At 34.8% G+C, this 16554-nt stretch carries 18 protein-coding genes; 10 read left to right on the top strand and 8 right to left on the bottom strand.

Annotation, left to right across the window (positions count from 1 at the left end; translation table 11 throughout):
- Nucleotides 1–58: 58 nt before the first annotated feature.
- The gene (locus U5B17_RS03770) at nt 59–1462 is read left to right on the top strand and encodes a DNA recombination protein RmuC (protein WP_430804040.1); all 1404 of its coding nucleotides are present in this window, start codon (nt 59–61) and stop codon (nt 1460–1462) included.
- A gap of 53 nt (nt 1463–1515) precedes the next feature.
- On the opposite strand, the gene U5B17_RS03775 is transcribed toward U5B17_RS03770, so the two are convergent.
- From U5B17_RS03775 to rarD (U5B17_RS03810), 8 genes are all read right to left on the bottom strand, one after another.
- Complete coding sequence (locus U5B17_RS03775) at nt 1516–1650, bottom strand: hypothetical protein (RefSeq protein WP_268250082.1); 135 nt, start codon at nt 1648–1650, stop codon at nt 1516–1518.
- 10 nt (nt 1651–1660) lie between these two features.
- On the bottom strand, nt 1661–2782 hold the full coding sequence (locus tag U5B17_RS03780) for a cytochrome d ubiquinol oxidase subunit II (protein WP_430804268.1): 1122 nt from the start codon (nt 2780–2782) through the stop codon (nt 1661–1663).
- Nucleotides 2775–4304, bottom strand: coding sequence for a cytochrome ubiquinol oxidase subunit I (locus tag U5B17_RS03785; RefSeq protein ID WP_430804041.1), 1530 nt, complete (start codon nt 4302–4304; stop codon nt 2775–2777). The genes U5B17_RS03780 and U5B17_RS03785 overlap by 8 nt, the downstream gene beginning before the upstream one ends.
- 106 nt (nt 4305–4410) lie before the next feature.
- Nucleotides 4411–4614 carry a DUF4492 domain-containing protein gene (locus tag U5B17_RS03790; RefSeq protein WP_430804042.1) on the bottom strand — a complete coding sequence of 68 codons (204 nt, stop codon included), beginning with the start codon at nt 4612–4614 and terminating at the stop codon, nt 4411–4413.
- A gap of 11 nt (nt 4615–4625) precedes the next feature.
- Entirely contained in the window at nt 4626–5072 is a 447-nt protein-coding gene (locus U5B17_RS03795) for a hypothetical protein (protein WP_430804043.1), read from the bottom strand.
- Nucleotides 5073–5108: 36 nt separating this feature from the next.
- On the bottom strand, nt 5109–5639 hold the full coding sequence (locus tag U5B17_RS03800) for an isoprenylcysteine carboxyl methyltransferase family protein (RefSeq protein WP_430804044.1): 531 nt from the start codon (nt 5637–5639) through the stop codon (nt 5109–5111).
- A 60-nt stretch (nt 5640–5699) separates the two neighbouring features.
- Nucleotides 5700–6596 carry an EamA family transporter RarD gene (gene rarD / locus U5B17_RS03805; RefSeq protein WP_430804045.1) on the bottom strand — a complete coding sequence of 299 codons (897 nt, stop codon included), beginning with the start codon at nt 6594–6596 and terminating at the stop codon, nt 5700–5702.
- Nucleotides 6583–7476, bottom strand: coding sequence for an EamA family transporter RarD (rarD, locus tag U5B17_RS03810; protein WP_430804046.1), 894 nt, complete (start codon nt 7474–7476; stop codon nt 6583–6585). The genes rarD (U5B17_RS03805) and rarD (U5B17_RS03810) overlap by 14 nt, the downstream gene beginning before the upstream one ends.
- 126 nt (nt 7477–7602) lie before the next feature.
- Here rarD (U5B17_RS03810) and U5B17_RS03815 point away from each other — a divergent pair, with 126 nt between their 5' ends.
- The 9 genes from U5B17_RS03815 to mnmH are packed head-to-tail and all read left to right on the top strand — an operon-like array spanning nt 7603 to nt 16522.
- Entirely contained in the window at nt 7603–8976 is a 1374-nt protein-coding gene (locus U5B17_RS03815; RefSeq protein WP_430804047.1) for a class II 3-deoxy-7-phosphoheptulonate synthase, read from the top strand.
- Nucleotides 8960–9919, top strand: coding sequence for an NAD(P)-binding domain-containing protein (locus U5B17_RS03820; protein ID WP_430804048.1), 960 nt, complete (start codon nt 8960–8962; stop codon nt 9917–9919). Before U5B17_RS03815 ends, U5B17_RS03820 begins: the two co-directional genes overlap by 17 nt.
- Before the next feature lies 1 nt (nt 9920).
- Nucleotides 9921–11963 carry a hypothetical protein gene (locus U5B17_RS03825; RefSeq protein ID WP_430804049.1) on the top strand — a complete coding sequence of 681 codons (2043 nt, stop codon included), beginning with the start codon at nt 9921–9923 and terminating at the stop codon, nt 11961–11963.
- Nucleotides 11960–12664 carry a tRNA1(Val) (adenine(37)-N6)-methyltransferase gene (locus tag U5B17_RS03830; protein ID WP_430804050.1) on the top strand — a complete coding sequence of 235 codons (705 nt, stop codon included), beginning with the start codon at nt 11960–11962 and terminating at the stop codon, nt 12662–12664. The genes U5B17_RS03825 and U5B17_RS03830 overlap by 4 nt, the downstream gene beginning before the upstream one ends.
- Nucleotides 12651–13022: a YkgJ family cysteine cluster protein gene (locus U5B17_RS03835; protein ID WP_430804051.1), complete on the top strand. Its 372-nt coding sequence runs from the start codon at nt 12651–12653 to the stop codon at nt 13020–13022. The genes U5B17_RS03830 and U5B17_RS03835 overlap by 14 nt, the downstream gene beginning before the upstream one ends.
- Nucleotides 12998–14239 (top strand): tetratricopeptide repeat protein, encoded by a 1242-nt coding sequence (locus tag U5B17_RS03840; RefSeq protein WP_430804052.1) that lies wholly within the window; start codon nt 12998–13000, stop codon nt 14237–14239. Before U5B17_RS03835 ends, U5B17_RS03840 begins: the two co-directional genes overlap by 25 nt.
- Nucleotides 14239–15027, top strand: coding sequence for an indole-3-glycerol phosphate synthase TrpC (gene trpC, locus U5B17_RS03845; protein WP_430804053.1), 789 nt, complete (start codon nt 14239–14241; stop codon nt 15025–15027). Before U5B17_RS03840 ends, trpC begins: the two co-directional genes overlap by 1 nt.
- Nucleotides 15027–15506 carry an HIT family protein gene (locus U5B17_RS03850; protein ID WP_430804055.1) on the top strand — a complete coding sequence of 160 codons (480 nt, stop codon included), beginning with the start codon at nt 15027–15029 and terminating at the stop codon, nt 15504–15506. Before trpC ends, U5B17_RS03850 begins: the two co-directional genes overlap by 1 nt.
- Nucleotides 15500–16522: a tRNA 2-selenouridine(34) synthase MnmH gene (gene mnmH, locus U5B17_RS03855; protein WP_430804057.1), complete on the top strand. Its 1023-nt coding sequence runs from the start codon at nt 15500–15502 to the stop codon at nt 16520–16522. The genes U5B17_RS03850 and mnmH overlap by 7 nt, the downstream gene beginning before the upstream one ends.
- Nucleotides 16523–16554 lie beyond the last annotated feature (32 nt).

Raw genomic sequence — 16554 nt, forward strand, 5'->3', positions numbered from 1 at the left:
TTGACTTTAATAACTCAAATTCGCTAAAATTTCTATCATTTTAACACAAAGAAATATCATGAACGAACTTTATATTTTTTACATTATAACGATAATTTTATGTCTGCTTTGCATAGTTTTTATAGCTATTATACTTAATAAATCAAAGCATATATCAAACATTATAAAAAGTTTAAATAAGTTTGAAAACTTAAGTATCGAACAAAAAGTAAAACTTGAAAATAACATCGAAAAACTTAATGAAAATAGAGCTCAAAATGAAATTTTAAACCAAAAAATCGAGCGACAAAATATTGAAAATGCAGCTCTTGAAACAGAAATTTCTGAGTTAAAAACTAAAATTTCTGAATTAAAAACAACAATAAATGAGCGAACAAAAAGTCAAGAAGAGCAAGAAAGGGCATTTGAACTAACCAAAAAAAGTCTTGGTGTAGAGTTTGAAAATTTAGCAAATAAAATTTTTAAAGAGCGTAGCGAAAGTTTTAGTAAAGAGAACAAGCAGTCTATTGAGATGATGTTAAATCCTCTAAAAGATCAAATTTTAAACTTTCAAAAACGAAGCAATGAGATACATGATAAGAGCCAAGAGAGCAATCTAAATTTGCAAAACGAACTAAAAAGAGTTCTTGAAGTTAGTTTAAGTATGTCAAAAGAGGCAACAAACCTCACAAATGCCCTAAAAGGAAACAATAAAGTCGCTGGAAACTGGGGCGAAGCTCAACTTGAAGCAAGCTTGCAGGCGGCAGGATTAGTAAAAGATGAACACTATTTTTCACAGCAAAGCTTTAAGGGCGAGAGTGGTGAGCGCTTAATACCAGATATTGTCGTTAAAATGCCAGATAATAGGCATATCATCATAGACAGTAAAGTTTCTCTTCTTGCTTACGAAACAGCAGTGAGTACAAGCGATGATAGCGTTTTAATGGCAAGCTTAGCTGAGCATGCAAAATCATTAAAGGCACACATTGACGAACTTAGCAAGAAAGATTATAGCTCTATAAATGCGATTAAAAGTCCAGACTTTGTGATGATGTTTATACCGATAGAGCCTGCCTATATCGAGGCTTTAAAGTACGATAGATCGCTTTTTGGCTATGGGTATGAAAGAAAAGTTGTGTTAGTTTCACACACAACACTAATGCCAATCCTTAGAACCGTAGCAAATCTTTGGCGTATAGAACAAGGAAATACCGAAGCCCTTGCAATAGCCCAAAGTGCTGGCGAAATTTATAATAAAATTTGCGCTGTAGCAGAAAATTTAAACAAACTTGGCACTACGCTAAATACTGCAACAAAACAATACAACCAAACAGTAATATCTTTGGCTGGAAAGCAAGGGCTTTATGGCAAAGTAGGGCGATTTAAACAGCTTTCACAAAAGGCAACACAAAATATGCCAGAGGTTTTAGAGCTAGAACTTGATATAGAAAATGCAAGGCTTGAAAATTTAAAGCAAGAATAAGTAATTTTTACGAAAATACAAAAAAGTGGCTAGCAAAAACTAGCCACAAGACTCTACTCTTTTTTCTCTTCTAAGTCAAAATATCTTTCAGGATATTTTTCGGTTTGATTTATGTTTAAAAATACAAATTTATAACCCAAGTAAAGAGCAAGAACCCATAAAAATAAAAACACTAATGCCGAAACCATCTCTTACTCCTTAATATGCGTGATGATCATTTTTGATCTCATCTTGTGTGATTTTCTTACTATCTATGGCGCGCCAAACAACAAATATATATCCTAAAACAACAGGAACAAGAAAGCTAACATACATCATAACATTTAGTGTATAGTGGCTAGAGCTTGCTGTTTTTATAGTTAAGGAACTTTGCAAGTCGGCATAAGATGGATAAAATGCAGTGCAGTTTAAACCTGTGATTAAAAATAGTGAAGTTACAACAAGTACAACACCCACACCAAAAGGTATAATACCATAAATACTGCTACTAAACGCACCTTTAAAAACTCCAAAAAGCACAAGAAAAACACCAGCTAAAACAGCTATGATGATAACTGGCATTTGGATAAAATTTAAAGCATATTTATAAGCTACCATACTTATAACACCACTATCTTGATCATACGAAAAACCGTCTTTTGTAAGTATCCAAGCTAAAAAACCTAAGAAAAATGGCAAAAATGCAATGGTATTTTTCAAAACGGCTTTTCTTGCATTTGCTCTAAGCTCTGTATCTTCGATATTGTTTATAAGATATAGTGCCCCGCCAATGCGAGCAAGAAAAAACATGGCTATGCCTAGCAGATAAAGAGCTGGGTTAAATAAAGCTTCAAGACCACGCAAAGCACTTTTCCATTCGACAAAATTTTGCTCATTTAGCACAAAGTTGCTTCCAGAAAAAAATGTGCTTACAGCCATTCCTATAAGAACAACTCCAACAGAGCCGTTTATAAATAAAAAAATTTCATATGTTTTTTGTCCTAAAAAATTATCTGGCTTCTTTCTATATTCATAGCTAACAGCCTGTAATATAAAACAAAAAAGTATCGCCATCCAAACCCAGTATGCACCACCAAAGCTTGTTGCATAAAAGAGTGGAAAAGCCGCAAAACAAGCCCCGCCAAACATAACAAGAGTTGTAAATGTAAGTTCCCACTTTCTGCCTATTGAGTTTATGATCATATCTCTTTGAATTTCACTCTTTCCAAGCGAAAACATAAGAGTTTGTCCGCCTTGAACAAACATCATGAAAACCAAAAGCCCTCCAAGCAAACTAACTATAAACCACCAATAAACTTGTAAAATTTCCAAACTAAGCATGTTCTTCAAATCCTATCTTTATCTGTTTTAGCATAATCTTAACCTCGGCAATCAAAAGTGTCGTAAATAGTACAGCAAATAACATAAATGAAATTTTGACATTTGTATCTGCTAGATTTGTTGCTCCTACTCCAACCGTCATTAAGTCTTGTATCGCCCACGGCTGCCGTCCAACTTCAGCAACTATCCATCCAGCTTCTGCGGCTATATAACCTAAAGGTATAGTAAAAACACAAAGCCAAAGTAACTTTCTAAAATTCTCAATATTGTTTGCCATGCATAAATAAATAACGATAAAAAATAGCGCTATAAAATAGCTACCAAGTGCTACCATAACATGAAAGCTATAAAAAGTGAGCGCCACTGGAGGGATAGCGTCTTCTGGTCTTTCAAGATAGCCATACCCTAAAAATTTCATATTTTGCTCTAGTATCTCTCCATATTGTGCAATTTTTTCACTATCACCAGCCTTTTTAGCCTCTTTATACTGCTTGAGCGCGTCAACAGCAAGTTTTCCTTTTTCCATCTTGCTTGCTACACTCTCAATGCCATGCTTTTCATTTCCATAAGCAAGATCATCTATGCCTGCTATAAAGCCATTTATATCTCTCTTTCCAAGAAGCGAAAGCAAGTAAGGAAGCTCTATATCAACTAAAAAAGGATCTTTTCCATCGCCTGGAACCTTTGTTGGATCAAGGATGCCCATTGCTACAAGACCCTGTCTTGTATCGCCTTCATAAAGCCCCTCCATCGCAGCAAGTTTCATAGGCTGAGTCCTAGTTACTTGATATGCACTCTCATCACCACTAAATAGCAAAAATACAGAAGTCATAAGACCAAAACTAGCTGCGACTATGATTGACTTTTTGGCCATTACAAGGTGTCTACCTTTTAGTATAAACCATGCTGAAATTCCTATAACAAACAGCGCAGAGATAACATAGCCACTTGTAACAGTATGAAGAAATTTGATTATGCCCACTGGACTTAGAGCAACCTCAAAAAAGTTTTGCATCTCCATACGAGCAGTATCTGGGTTAAATTTCATACCTATTGGATACTGCATCCAACCATTTGCTATAAGTATCCAAAGTGCTGAAAGATTTGAGCCTATGGCAACAAGCCAAGTTGAGATAAGGTGAAATTTCTTACTAACTTTATCCCAACCAAAAAACATAATAGCAAAAAATGTACTCTCCAAAAAGAAAGCAAGAAGACCCTCTATAGCTAGTGGCGCACCGAATATATCACCCACAAACCAGCTATAATTTGCCCAGTTTGTTCCAAACTCAAACTCCATAATGATACCAGTTGCAACACCGATAGCAAAGTTAATACCAAATAGCTTTAGCCAAAATTTTGTAATATCTCGCCACTGTTGGTTACCAGTTTTGACATATATACTTTCCATTATAGCTATAATAAAACTTAGTCCCAGCGTAAGCGGAACAAACAAAAAGTGATAAAGTGCTGTTAGTGCAAACTGCGCTCTAGACCAATCTACTGAACCTAATTCAGCCATAACTTTCCTTTAAAAATATTGTTGAATGTTGTATTATAGTATACTTTAAATTGTATTTAGATAAAAAATTAAAATTTTATAACTTTTTATATTTATATCATAAAAGTTACTTTTTTGTCATATTTTCTATCACAAACTCACTCTTTTGTTCATTTGTTTCAAATTTTGTATTTAAAGTTTCATTAAAGAAAAATACCTTTAAAACACCAAACATTATAAGTAGCTTTATGGCTATTATAAGCCAAAGTCGTTTTCCGATTTTCATGTTTTTAAAACCATCAACATAAAAATTTATTACATTTTTAATCATTTTTCTATCTTTTATAAATTTTCAAAGCTTTGCTTTAAATCATTTCGCATATTTTCTATGGCATTTTGCGCATCTTTTACTCCAAAATTTATCGATTCTTCGATTTGTACAAGTAACAAAAAAAGCTCATTTTCCCACTTTTCCTTGCTTGAGTTGTTGTTCATAGTTTGTACAAAGATTAGCTTTTTGCTTATCTGACTAAGTTTTTCTAAAAATCCATCTTTTTTACCTTCTATCAGCTCATCATCCAAAAGCACTCTAAGTTCTCTTATTTTTTGATCTATCTTGTCACAAAAAGCTTTGTATTTTTCGCTATCATCTTGCTCCGTGAAATTTCCATAATTTTGCCCATTTAAAGCTTCATTAGCATCTATATTTTGCGTCATTTTTTGTATCTGCATATAAAGAGCAAAGCCAACAGCCACGACTACGAGCAACATCAATGTTGAGTTATACATGGTTTATACCTTTTGCATTTATAGTTATCTGTACATTTACTTACTGTTTGGTATTATAATCTCTTTTAAAATCTTGTCTTCTTGTCTAATTCTCACAGATAAAATTATCAAATAAATAGGCATAATGATAATAAAAGTAAATTTCGCATGACAAAGAAGTGCAAGTCCGATAAGCTCTGGGATTATGTTTAAGTAGTAGTTTGGATGTCTGATTGTCTTAAAAAGCCAGTGCGGATTGTATTTATGATTTTTAACTACCATTAGCTTAACTGTCCAAATACCTTTTAGTAAAAAATTTACAATATAATAAAGCATCAAAAATGCAAAAACCACGAACGCAAGTCCAATCACTGAAATCGTATCAAACTTTTGACCATTTATTACTACCTCCACAATACAACCAGCATAAAATAAAATATGCGCAAGTGTTAGAAATTTTGTATTTTTTATGCCATATTCTACGCCACCAGTTTGTAAAATTATAATCTCATTTTGCTTTGAAATTTTTAAGAAAAATAACCTTAAAACAAATATAGCTGTAAATAAAAGATAAACTAAATATTCCATATTATGCCTTTAAAAATTTTTAAATCAAAAGAGTTGATTATATCAAATATAGGCTTAAATTTATATGTCTATCCCTTTTGTTTTCTTGCTTTTTAATATCGCTTCAATACTCACCATAGTTATCGCCAACCAAATTAACCCAAACGATACAGCTTTACTTGTACTCATATCCTCATTAAAAACAAAGACTGCCACCAAAGCGGCAAGAGTAGGGCTAAGATACTGCATAAAGCCAAGCGAAGTTAGACTTATCCTTGTTGCTGCGGCATTAAAAGCAACAAGCGGAAATATAGTCAAAATTCCTGAAAATACCATTAAAAAGCCGTTGTAATTTACTCCAAAATGGCTCTCACCGCTCATAAAAATATATGCAAAATAAATCAAAGAAAACGGTAAAACAAGTAGTGTTTCTATAAAAAGCCCGTGCATAGCTTGCACTTTTATTTGCTTTCTAACAAGAGCATAAAGTGCAAATGAAAGTGGCAAAAATATCGCAATAACAGGCAAAGAACCAAGTAGATAAATCTGAAAAGCCACAGCACAAAAAACTATGCTTATGCCAAACTTACAAGCCGTATTTAGTCGCTCTTTAAGCACGATCGCACCAAGCAACATATTCATTAAAGGGTTTATAAAATAGCCAAGACTAGCTTCTAAAATTTGTCCGCTACCAACAGCATAAACATATATCCACCAGTTAAAACTAACTAAAATTCCACTTAAAAAAAGAGCATTGCGTGTGCGTTTTTGCCTTAAAAGGTTTAAAATTTTAGCAAATCCTCCACTAAGTCCAAGATATATAGCCATAAAAAATACAGACCATATTATGCGGTGTATAAGCACCTCATAAGAACCTACGCCATCATAAAGACTAAAATATATCGGAAATAAAACACCCCAGCCAAGAAAGGCTAAAAATGCATATAAAAAGCCTTTTGTTTGTTCATCTTTGGGCATTTTTTACTCTTTTTTGCCTTAACCCATATACTGTAACTATCATGATAGCTATCCAAATGAGCATAAAGGATAAAATTTTAGCCACTCCAAGCTCCTCGCCAAAATACACTCCAAAACCAATAGACATCGCAGGGATAATGTATTGCATGAAGCCAATAGTTGTTAAGCTTATACGCTCGGTTCCTATATTAAAAAGCACCAAAGGAACAACCGTGATAACACCAGAAAATATCATCAAAACACCAGTTGCATTTATCCCAAAATGATTTTGCCCATTTGTCTGCAAATAAAAAAAATAAACAAGAGATAAAGGTAAAAGAAGTAGAGCTTCTATAAAAATTCCAGCTACTGCAGCTATTTTTGCTCTTTTTCTAATAAGTCCATAAAACCCAAATGTAAAGCCTAGTATTAGCGCAATATAAGGAAACTCACCAAGTGCATAAACTTGTATAAAAACCGCTATAAAAACGATAGATATAGCAACTTTTAACGCTCTGTTAAGCGGCTCTTTAAGCACTAAAGCACCAAGCCCCATACTAATAAGCGGCATTAAAAACTGCCCAAGACTTGCTTGTAAAATTTGATCATGACTTACCGCTACAACATATATCCACCAGTTAGTACTTATCATCAAGCCGCTTAAAAAAAGAGTATTGCGCAATCTTTTATCTTTTAAAATTTCTAAAATTTGACCCAACTCTTTACGAAAAATAATAAAAACCCCCAAGAAAACAACCGACCATATAATGCGATGAATGAGAATTTCATAGGAGTCAACATTTTTATCGTAAAGCTTAAAAAATAGTGGAAACATACCCCACATAAAAAACGATAGCGCTGTTAGCAAATACCCTTGCGTGCGCTTATCATTAAAATTCACACCAGCTCCTTTTAACAAATTTTACCCAAAACCACACTTTTAAAGTGGCAATTATAGTTGAAGTTGTTTAAATTTAGCTTTTTAATGTTATAATCTTTGCTTTAAATTTATATATTAAGGAATTTTATGGAGTGGAGTAGGCAGAGTTGGCGAAAATTAAATATACTTCAGCAACCAAAATACTTAGATCAAAACGAGCTACAAGAAGTTGAAAAAAGACTTCAAAGCTTTCCACCTCTAGTCTTTGCCGGCGAAGCTAGAAATTTAAAGTCTGAGCTTGCTAATGTATGTGAAGGAAAGGCATTTTTGCTTCAGGGTGGTGATTGTGCTGAAAGTTTTATGAATTTTAACGCAAATAACATTCGAGATATGTTTAAAGTTATCCTTCAAATGGCGATAGTTCTTACATACGCAGGTAGTTGCCCTATAGTTAAGGTCGGTCGTATGGCTGGACAGTTTGCAAAACCAAGAAGCTCAGATGAAGAGGTCTTAAATGGAGTTAGTCTGCCAAGCTATCGTGGCGACATTATAAACGGCTTTGAATTTGACGAGCTTGCGCGTGTACCAGATCCAAAGCGAATGGAACTAGCCTATCATCAAGCAGCAGCCACTATGAACCTACTTAGGGCATTCTCTCAGGGTGGTTTGGCTGACTTACATCAGGTCCATAAGTGGAATTTAGGCTTTGTAAGGCGTGCGGAAATAAACGAAAAATTTGCCACTCTAGCTGAAAATTTAACACAAACACTGGACTTCATGCAAGCATGTGGACTAAACTCAAAAAATACACCAACCCTTAGCCAAACAGCATTTTATACATCACACGAAGCATTATTGCTACCTTATGAGGAGGCACTTACAAGGCAAGATAGCCTAAGCGGTGAGTGGTATGACTGCTCGGCTCATATGCTGTGGATAGGCGAGAGAACTCGTGGCATAGATGATGCTCATGTACACTTTTTAAGTGGTGTAAAAAACCCACTTGGCGTAAAGATAGGACCAAATGGAACTAGCGATGACATAAAAAAACTAAGCCAAAAGCTAAATCCACAAAATGAAGCTGGAAGGTTTAATGTCATTATAAGAATGGGTGCAGATAAAATAGGCGAAAAGTTGCCTAAAATTTTAAGAGAATGCAAGGCTGATGGGCTAAAGATACTATTTAGTATAGATCCTATGCACGGAAACACAACAAAAAGCTCAACAAATTACAAAACTCGCGAATTTGACAAGATAACAAGCGAAGTTCGTAGCTTTTTTGAAATTTGTGCTTCTGAAGGCGTGCATGCTGGTGGCGTGCATCTTGAGATGACAGGACAAGATGTCACTGAATGCACTGGGGGATCGTTTAATGTTACTGACGAAACACTTAAAAATAGATATGAAACGCAGTGTGACCCACGGTTAAATGCTGATCAGGCAATTGAGCTTGCGTTTTTAATAGCAGAATTTCTTAAAAAACTCAAACAAAAAGGGGTAAAAGATGTCAAATGTTTATGATTTAGTCGTCGTAGGCGGTGGACCTTGCGGTATAGCCTGCGTCGTTGAAGCAAAAGGTGCTGGATTTGAGCATGTTGTGCTACTTGAAAAAGGCGACAACCATATGCAAACCATTAGAAAATTTTATAAAGACAACAAGCGTGTAGATAAAGAGTACAAAGGTCAAGAAAGCACTATACATGGTATCGTAGCCTTTGAAGATGGCACGAAAGAGAGTACACTTGATTTTTTCGATAAGCTTCTTGACGATGGAAAGATAGAAGTTTTTTTTAACTCCGAAGTTGAGATGATAAAGAAAAATTCAGATGAATTTTTTGTAGTTACAACAGCCAAAGGCGACTTGTTATCTAAAAATGTAGTAATTGCTATTGGTAAAATGGGAAGACCAAATAAGCCAGATTACAAAATCCCACCATCTCTAAACGAAGTGGTAAATTTTAATCTAAACAACTGCTCTAGCAAAGAGAAAATTTTAGTCGTTGGTGGCGGAAACTCAGCAGTAGAGTATGCGATTGAGCTATGTGCGTACAACAAAACAACCATCGCATACCGAAAAGATAACTTTTCCCGTGCAAATGAAACCAACAAAGAAGCATTGTGGGCACTTGAGAAAAAGGACAAGATAAAAGTTCGACTAAATCATGACATAACTCAGATAGAAAACGAGTCTGGCAAGGTTAGAGTGCATTTTGATAATGGCAAAATTCGTGTATATGATAGAGTGGTTTATGCCATAGGTGGCTCAAGTCCAGTTGATTTTTTACAAAAATGTGGTATCAAAACCGATGAAAAAGGCAACCCAGAAGTAGATCAAAATTTTGAAAGCAACATAAAAGGGCTTTATATAGGTGGTGACTTGGTACTTAAAAATGGCGGCTCTATCGTTGTTGCGCTAAATCATGCACATAGTGTTATAAAAGATATATTATCAAAACGAGGCTAATTTGAATATCTATAAGATTGTCTTTATCCTTATTTTATGCCTTATTGTATTTTTTGCACTACCATTTTTAAGCAAAAACTTTGGTCAGCCCCAGCAAAATGAGCAGACTACACAAAAAGAGTACAAAATTTACCCACTAAAATTCTCAGATCTGCCTCAAGCTGAAAAAGAAAGATATATAAACAAAGACGATCTTTACGAGTATGGTGGTTACATAACTCCAAAAAGCTATAGTGAAAATTTTGCTGTAAGTGAAGATAATGGCACTAGCATTTTAGAGCTTTTAAGTCAAAACAAAGCTCTAGTAGCTGATAACATAGATCTTGGTGAAAAAAATTTAGCACTCATAGAAAAACTAGAGGGTATAAAGGCAGAACTTGAATATCAAAAAAGTATGCTAAATGCAAAAAATGAAGAGCTTTTAAATAGACAAGAAAGTCAGCATTATGAAAATATTCAGCGACTTACAAAAGAGCTAAACGAAGTTCAAAAAGAGGGCATTAACAGTATCTCAAACTATGAAAAACGCATAGCTATCCTGGAAAATGAGATGGTAAAATTTCGTCTTGATGTTGATAGAAATCAAAGCAATGAGCGCGAAGCTTTTGCTGAGTTTATAAGACAAAGTGATGAAAATCAAACTACTTTAAAAAGGCAAAATTTCGAACTAAACAACGATATACAAGCCAAAAAACTAGAACTTAGCACGATAAATACTGAGTTAAATGCCCTAAAAACACAGCTGCAAAACCAACAAACAGAGCTTGAAACTATGCAAATCAATGCCAACAAGAGCATAAAAGACATACAAGATGGTTTTGTAATGCAAAAAACAACACTAGAAGATGAACTTTCAAGAAAATCAAATAAGATAATAGATCTTGAAAACGAGATAGGTGCGCTAAAAAAAGAGCTAAATGCAAGTATAAATTTAGCAAATATAACAAAAACAATGTTTGAAAATGTCGAAAAAAAAAGCAAAGAGCTAGACTCAACACTAGTTGGGCTTTTAAGTGAAAATTTAGACTTTAATAAAACAAAAAAAGAGCTAGAACTAATAAGCCAAAACCTAATGAGCGAACAAAATAAAACAAAGTCTTTAAACAAGATCATATCTGAGCTAAGCAGTGAAAACAAAGAGCTAAATGGCACGATTGAGATAAAAAACGACACTATTGCAGAGCTTATGAAAAGCGTAAATGACTTAAAAAATATAGTTGATATAAAAAATACAAATATTAGAAATTTAGAAGGCAATGCAACCATCGTAAAAGATGAACTTATAAGCGCAAAAAGTGAGCTTAAAAAACTTGAAAAGTCAACAAAAGTCGATGCTAGAAACTATGAAATTTTAAATCTACAAATAGCTGCACTCAAAAAAGAGTTATCAAATTTTAAAAAAGACGAGAGTGTAAAAATAAACGAAAGTATCAAAGAGCTTGAAGAACAACTACGCAAAAACCAAGCCTTGTTAAATGAAAACAACAAAACCATAGAGTCACTCACATTACAAATTTCAAAAACTAGTAAAGACGCGATGAGTAGTGCTGAGTATTATAAACGCATAGAAGAGCTAACTCAAGACATCGAAGCAAGCCTAAACAATCAAGATCGTCTTGAAGATGAAAATGCGAATTTACGAGCGATATTGCAAACACAAACAAAGCCAGAAGTGCCTAAAAAGCTTGTTTTTGTAGAAAAATTTGAGTGTTTAGATATGGACATGCAAAACACTCCAAGCCAAATGTGCAAAAACCGCTTAAGCGAATTTTTGCAGCGCTATAACTCAAACTACATCTATGAGATCGTCCCTATTGTAGATGAAAAGTCTTTTGCAATGCCTTATGATGCTAAAAAAATGCTCAAAAAAGATGAGCTTAATACACTTAATAAATATGTAAATTATGGTGTTGGCAAAGAGCGCGCTATGGTTGCGGCTAGTCTTATAAGGGACGAATTTGGTGACTTTGCACGCATAAGTATAAGTAGCGAAATAGTACTTCGCTCAAGCTCTCGTGGCTTTATCATAAAGGCTTATAGATGAGATTGGCACAGCTTAAAAATGGCTATCGCTACAACTCAGATACGCTTGTTTTGTATGACTTTATCTCATCTTTTCAAAGTCTTAAACATAAAGTGCTTGATGTTGGCTGCGGATGTGGGATACTAGGGCTTTTGCTAAAGCGAGATTTTCCTAAAATTTCTCTTTTTGGAATTGATTTACAAGATATAAACACTGAAATTTCAACACACAATGCAAGATTAAACACTCTTGAAGCAAATTTTCAAACGATTGACTTTAGAAAATTTAAAAGTGATGATCGTTTTGAAAATATCGTGCTAAACCCACCATTTTATAGTGAGGGAGTCTTAGAGAGCACAAGCGAACATATAAACCTAAGCCGATATGCAAAACATCTAAAACTTGATGAGTTTTTAAGCGTGGCAAATAGCCATTTAACGCCCAATGGAACACTTTATTTTTGCTATGAAAGTAGAGCGATAGATGAGATTTTTATCAAATTTCACACATTAAAGTTAAAGCCAACTGCGCTAAAATTTGTCCATTCTACAAATAACGAGCCATCAAAACTAGTTTTAATTAAAGCACAAAAAAACTCGCACTCAAAATGCACGGTTTTAGCGCCACTTTTTATGCAAGAAAATGGTAAGCATTCAAAAAAGGCAGAAGAAATTTTTAAGCGAGCCAATACATTAAGTGAGGACTATGATGTTAAGGGCTGAGGGCTTTGCATGGGAATTTGACCCGAGTTTTTGTCAAAGCTGTGGTGGCAAGTGTTGCACTGGAGATAGCGGACTAATATGGATTGACGATAGTGAGATAGCAGCTCTTGCAAAATATTTAAATTTTGAGATAGAACAGTTTAAAGAGCAGTTTTTATTTATATACAAAGGAAAATTTAGTATAAAAGAAAAACCCTATAAAGGCGGTCAGGCTTGTATATTTTTTGACGAAAAAGAGCAAAATTGTGGAATTTATGAGTACAGACCAAAGCAGTGCAGAAGCTTTCCTTTTTGGGAGCATTTTAAGACAAATTTAGAGGAGTTAAAGCAAGAATGTATTGGCGTAAAATTTTTATAACACTTATTTTTGGACTTTTTTTACCACTTCAATCGCTATCAAATGAGCAAAATTTAGAGATTCTAAAGGCACTTATGCTAGCTGATGAGGGTAAAAATATTGAGGCGATGAAAATTTATGAAAAACTTTTTAACACAACAAAAGATGGCGCATATATAAAAGAAGCTATCAGACTTGCCATTAACTCTCAAGATACCAAAAAACTAGATGAACTTTTAAAAAAGGGCAAAAATCAACTTAAAAACGACACTGAATTTAACCGCATGCTCATCATACAACACATCTCAAAAGGTGAGTTTGAACTAGCAAAAAAGATAGCACTTGAGCTTATAAAAAAGGAAAAAACAGACGCTAGAAACTTTATCATACTTGGTGGAATTTACATCTTTACAGATAATGAAAAAGAAGCGATAAAAAGCTTTAAAAAAGCCTATGAGCTTGATGGTAGCGAAGAGAGCGTAATGAGACTAGCAAGCGTTTTACTTTCAAAAACAAAAGATGACAAAACCGCACAAAAATATCTTGAAAATTTTAAAACTCGCAATGGTTGCACAATAAATGTTTGCGAAACGCTATCTGAAATTTATGCTAATAATAAAAAATTTGACCTAGTCGCAAACACAAGCAAGGAGCTTTTTAGATTAAGCGAAGATGAAAGTCACTTCAAAAGAGCCCTTAGTGCCTACATAATAGCAGGAGATACAAAGGGTTTTGAAGAGCTTATAAAATCAAATCCCATAAATGATGAGCTGGCTTCAAAAGGATATGCTGAGCTAAAAGAATTTAAAAAAGCTTATGACCTTGCAAAAAGCTCATTTGAACGCACAAAAGAGCCACAAATGCAAGCTTTAATGGCTATTTATGAGTATGAAAACGCTAGAGAAAAGCCAGATAAAAAAACATTAAAAAACATCATAGAAAACTTTGAAGCTAGCGTGAGTTCACTAAACGATGCGCTTTACTTTAACTACTATGGATACTTGCTAATAGATCATGACATTGATATAAAAAAGGGCATTGAGCTAGTTAAAAAAGCACTTGAGCTTGAGCCAGATTCGGTGTATTATATAGACTCTTTGGCGTGGGGATATTATAAGCTTGGAAAATGTAAAGCAGCCAAAGAAGAGATGACTAAGGCTTTAAAAGATGAGGAATTTGCTAAAGACGATGAAGCCATAAAACACAAAAAAGCCATAGATGAATGCAAGGAAAAATAGTGATACTTGATAAAATTTTAAACCAAACCAAACTTGACTTACAAAAAAGAAAGCTTTCCTATCCGCAAGCGTGGCTAGAAAAGGCATTTAGCGCCAACCATTACAAGCCAAGAGATGTAGTATCTGCACTAAAAAGCACACCAGACGAGCCATTTCGCATAATAGCTGAAGTTAAAAAAGCAAGTCCTAGCAAGGGTGTTATAAGAGAAAATTTCGATCCGCTTGCCATAGCAAAAGAGTATGAAAGTGCTTGCGCAAATGCCATGAGCATACTTACAGAGCCTCACTTTTTTCAAGGAAATTTGGAGTATCTTACACAAATTCGCCGTTACAGTGCAACGCCTTTACTAAGAAAGGATTTTATCATAGATAAGTATCAAATCCTAGAAGCACTCATTTATGGAGCGGACTTTGTTCTGCTTATCGCAAAAGCGCTGCAAAAGTCAGATCTAAAACAACTAAACGACTATGCTATATCACTTGGACTTTGCACTCTTGTTGAAACTCACGATGAAGATGACATACAAAAAGCACTTTATGCAGATGCTAAGATTATTGGTATAAATCACAGAAATTTAAAAACATTTGATATGGATATGAGCCTTTGTGAAAGACTAGTGCCACTTATTGGAAATGATAAAATAATCGTCGCAGAGAGTGGGATATATGAACACTCACAACTTGTTTGGCTAAATAAACTTGGAGTTGATGCCTTTTTGATAGGCGAACATTTTATGCGACAAAATAGTATTTTAGATGCGCTTAGAAAAATAAAAGGAGAGGTATAATGGATCACTTGTGCGCTCCGTGGCGAGCTGAATATTTTTCACAAAAGCGTGATGGATGCGTATTTTGTGAGATCATAAAAGAGGATAAAAAAGATGATGAGCTTGGTGTTATATTTCGTGCGAAACACTGTTTTGGCGTGATGAACCGCTACCCTTACTCGCCAGGTCACTTCATGGTTATACCTTACACTCATACTGATAAAATAGAAGAACTAGACGAAGTTACTTGGCTAGAAATGAGCAAGTTTGTAAGAAAGGGTGTGGGAATTTTAAAACAAGAGCTAAATGCTACTGGTGTAAATATAGGCATGAATCTTGGTGCATCGGCTGGTGCTGGTATCGCCGAACATGTGCATTACCACCTTGTTCCGCGCTGGGAAAGAGATACAAATTTTATCACTACTATTGCTGATATAAGGGTAAATGGCGTTCCTTTTGCTCCACTTTTTGAAAAGCTAAAAAGAGCATTTTCGTGCTGATAGAGCTTGAAATTTCAGACTGGCTTAAGACCAGAAGTGAATTTGACCTGCTTATTGACGCTCGCTCGCCAAATGAATTTTTGTATTCAAATATAGCTTCGGCTAAAAATTTTTATGCCTTAAATGATGCTCAACACAAAGAAACTGGCACACTTTATAAGGAAAATCGAGCCAGCGCAAAGGTTCTTGGCGCTACATATATATCACAAAATATCGCCACTCATCTACAACAAATAGCCCAAATTTCACGGGTTGGGTCGATGGTTGGGATTTACTGTGCTCGTGGTGGTATGCGGTCATCCTCTATCGCTCATGTTTTAGATATGATAGGATATAGAGTGGTGCGTCTAGTTGGCGGCTATAAAGCTTACAGAGAACATGTTTTACGCGAGCTTAATGCACCTTGTGATATAAATTTCATAACGCTATTTGGCAACACTGGAAGCTACAAAACAAAGCTTATTGAGCGTCTAGAGCCATCAATAAATTTAGAAAAAATGGCAAATCACCTAGGCTCAGTCTTTGGCGCGATAGGTGGCGCACAGCCGAGTCAAAAGGCATTTGAAGATGAGCTTTTTGAAAAAATTTTATCACTAAAAGAGCAGGCCGTAAAAACTTGTTTTATAGAAGGTGAGAGTCGTCGTATAGGCGCGCTTACGCTTCCAGCGAGTATTTATGAGGCGATGAGAAATGGCGTAAATATCCAAATTATAGCCAGCATGCCAAAGCGCGTAGAATGCACGATGAAAGACTATGCAAAGATAGATGACTCGTTTTTTTATGAGTGCATGCGAAAGATTACTCCATTTATCTCATCACAGGTAAAATCAGACGCCATAAATGCATATGAAGATGGCAACATAGCAAAAGTATGTGAGATTTTACTTGAAAAATACTATGACAAAGTCTATAAAAAACAACAACGCATAGACCACACCATCTGTTCAGACGATCTTGAAACAGCCGTCAATGAGCTTATGAAAATTTATCACAAACAAAATATGCAAAATACATAAAATTTTACATATTTTTACTTTTTTGGTCTATT

Source organism: Campylobacter australis (assembly GCF_050586305.1).
GTDB lineage: Bacteria > Campylobacterota > Campylobacteria > Campylobacterales > Campylobacteraceae > Campylobacter_A.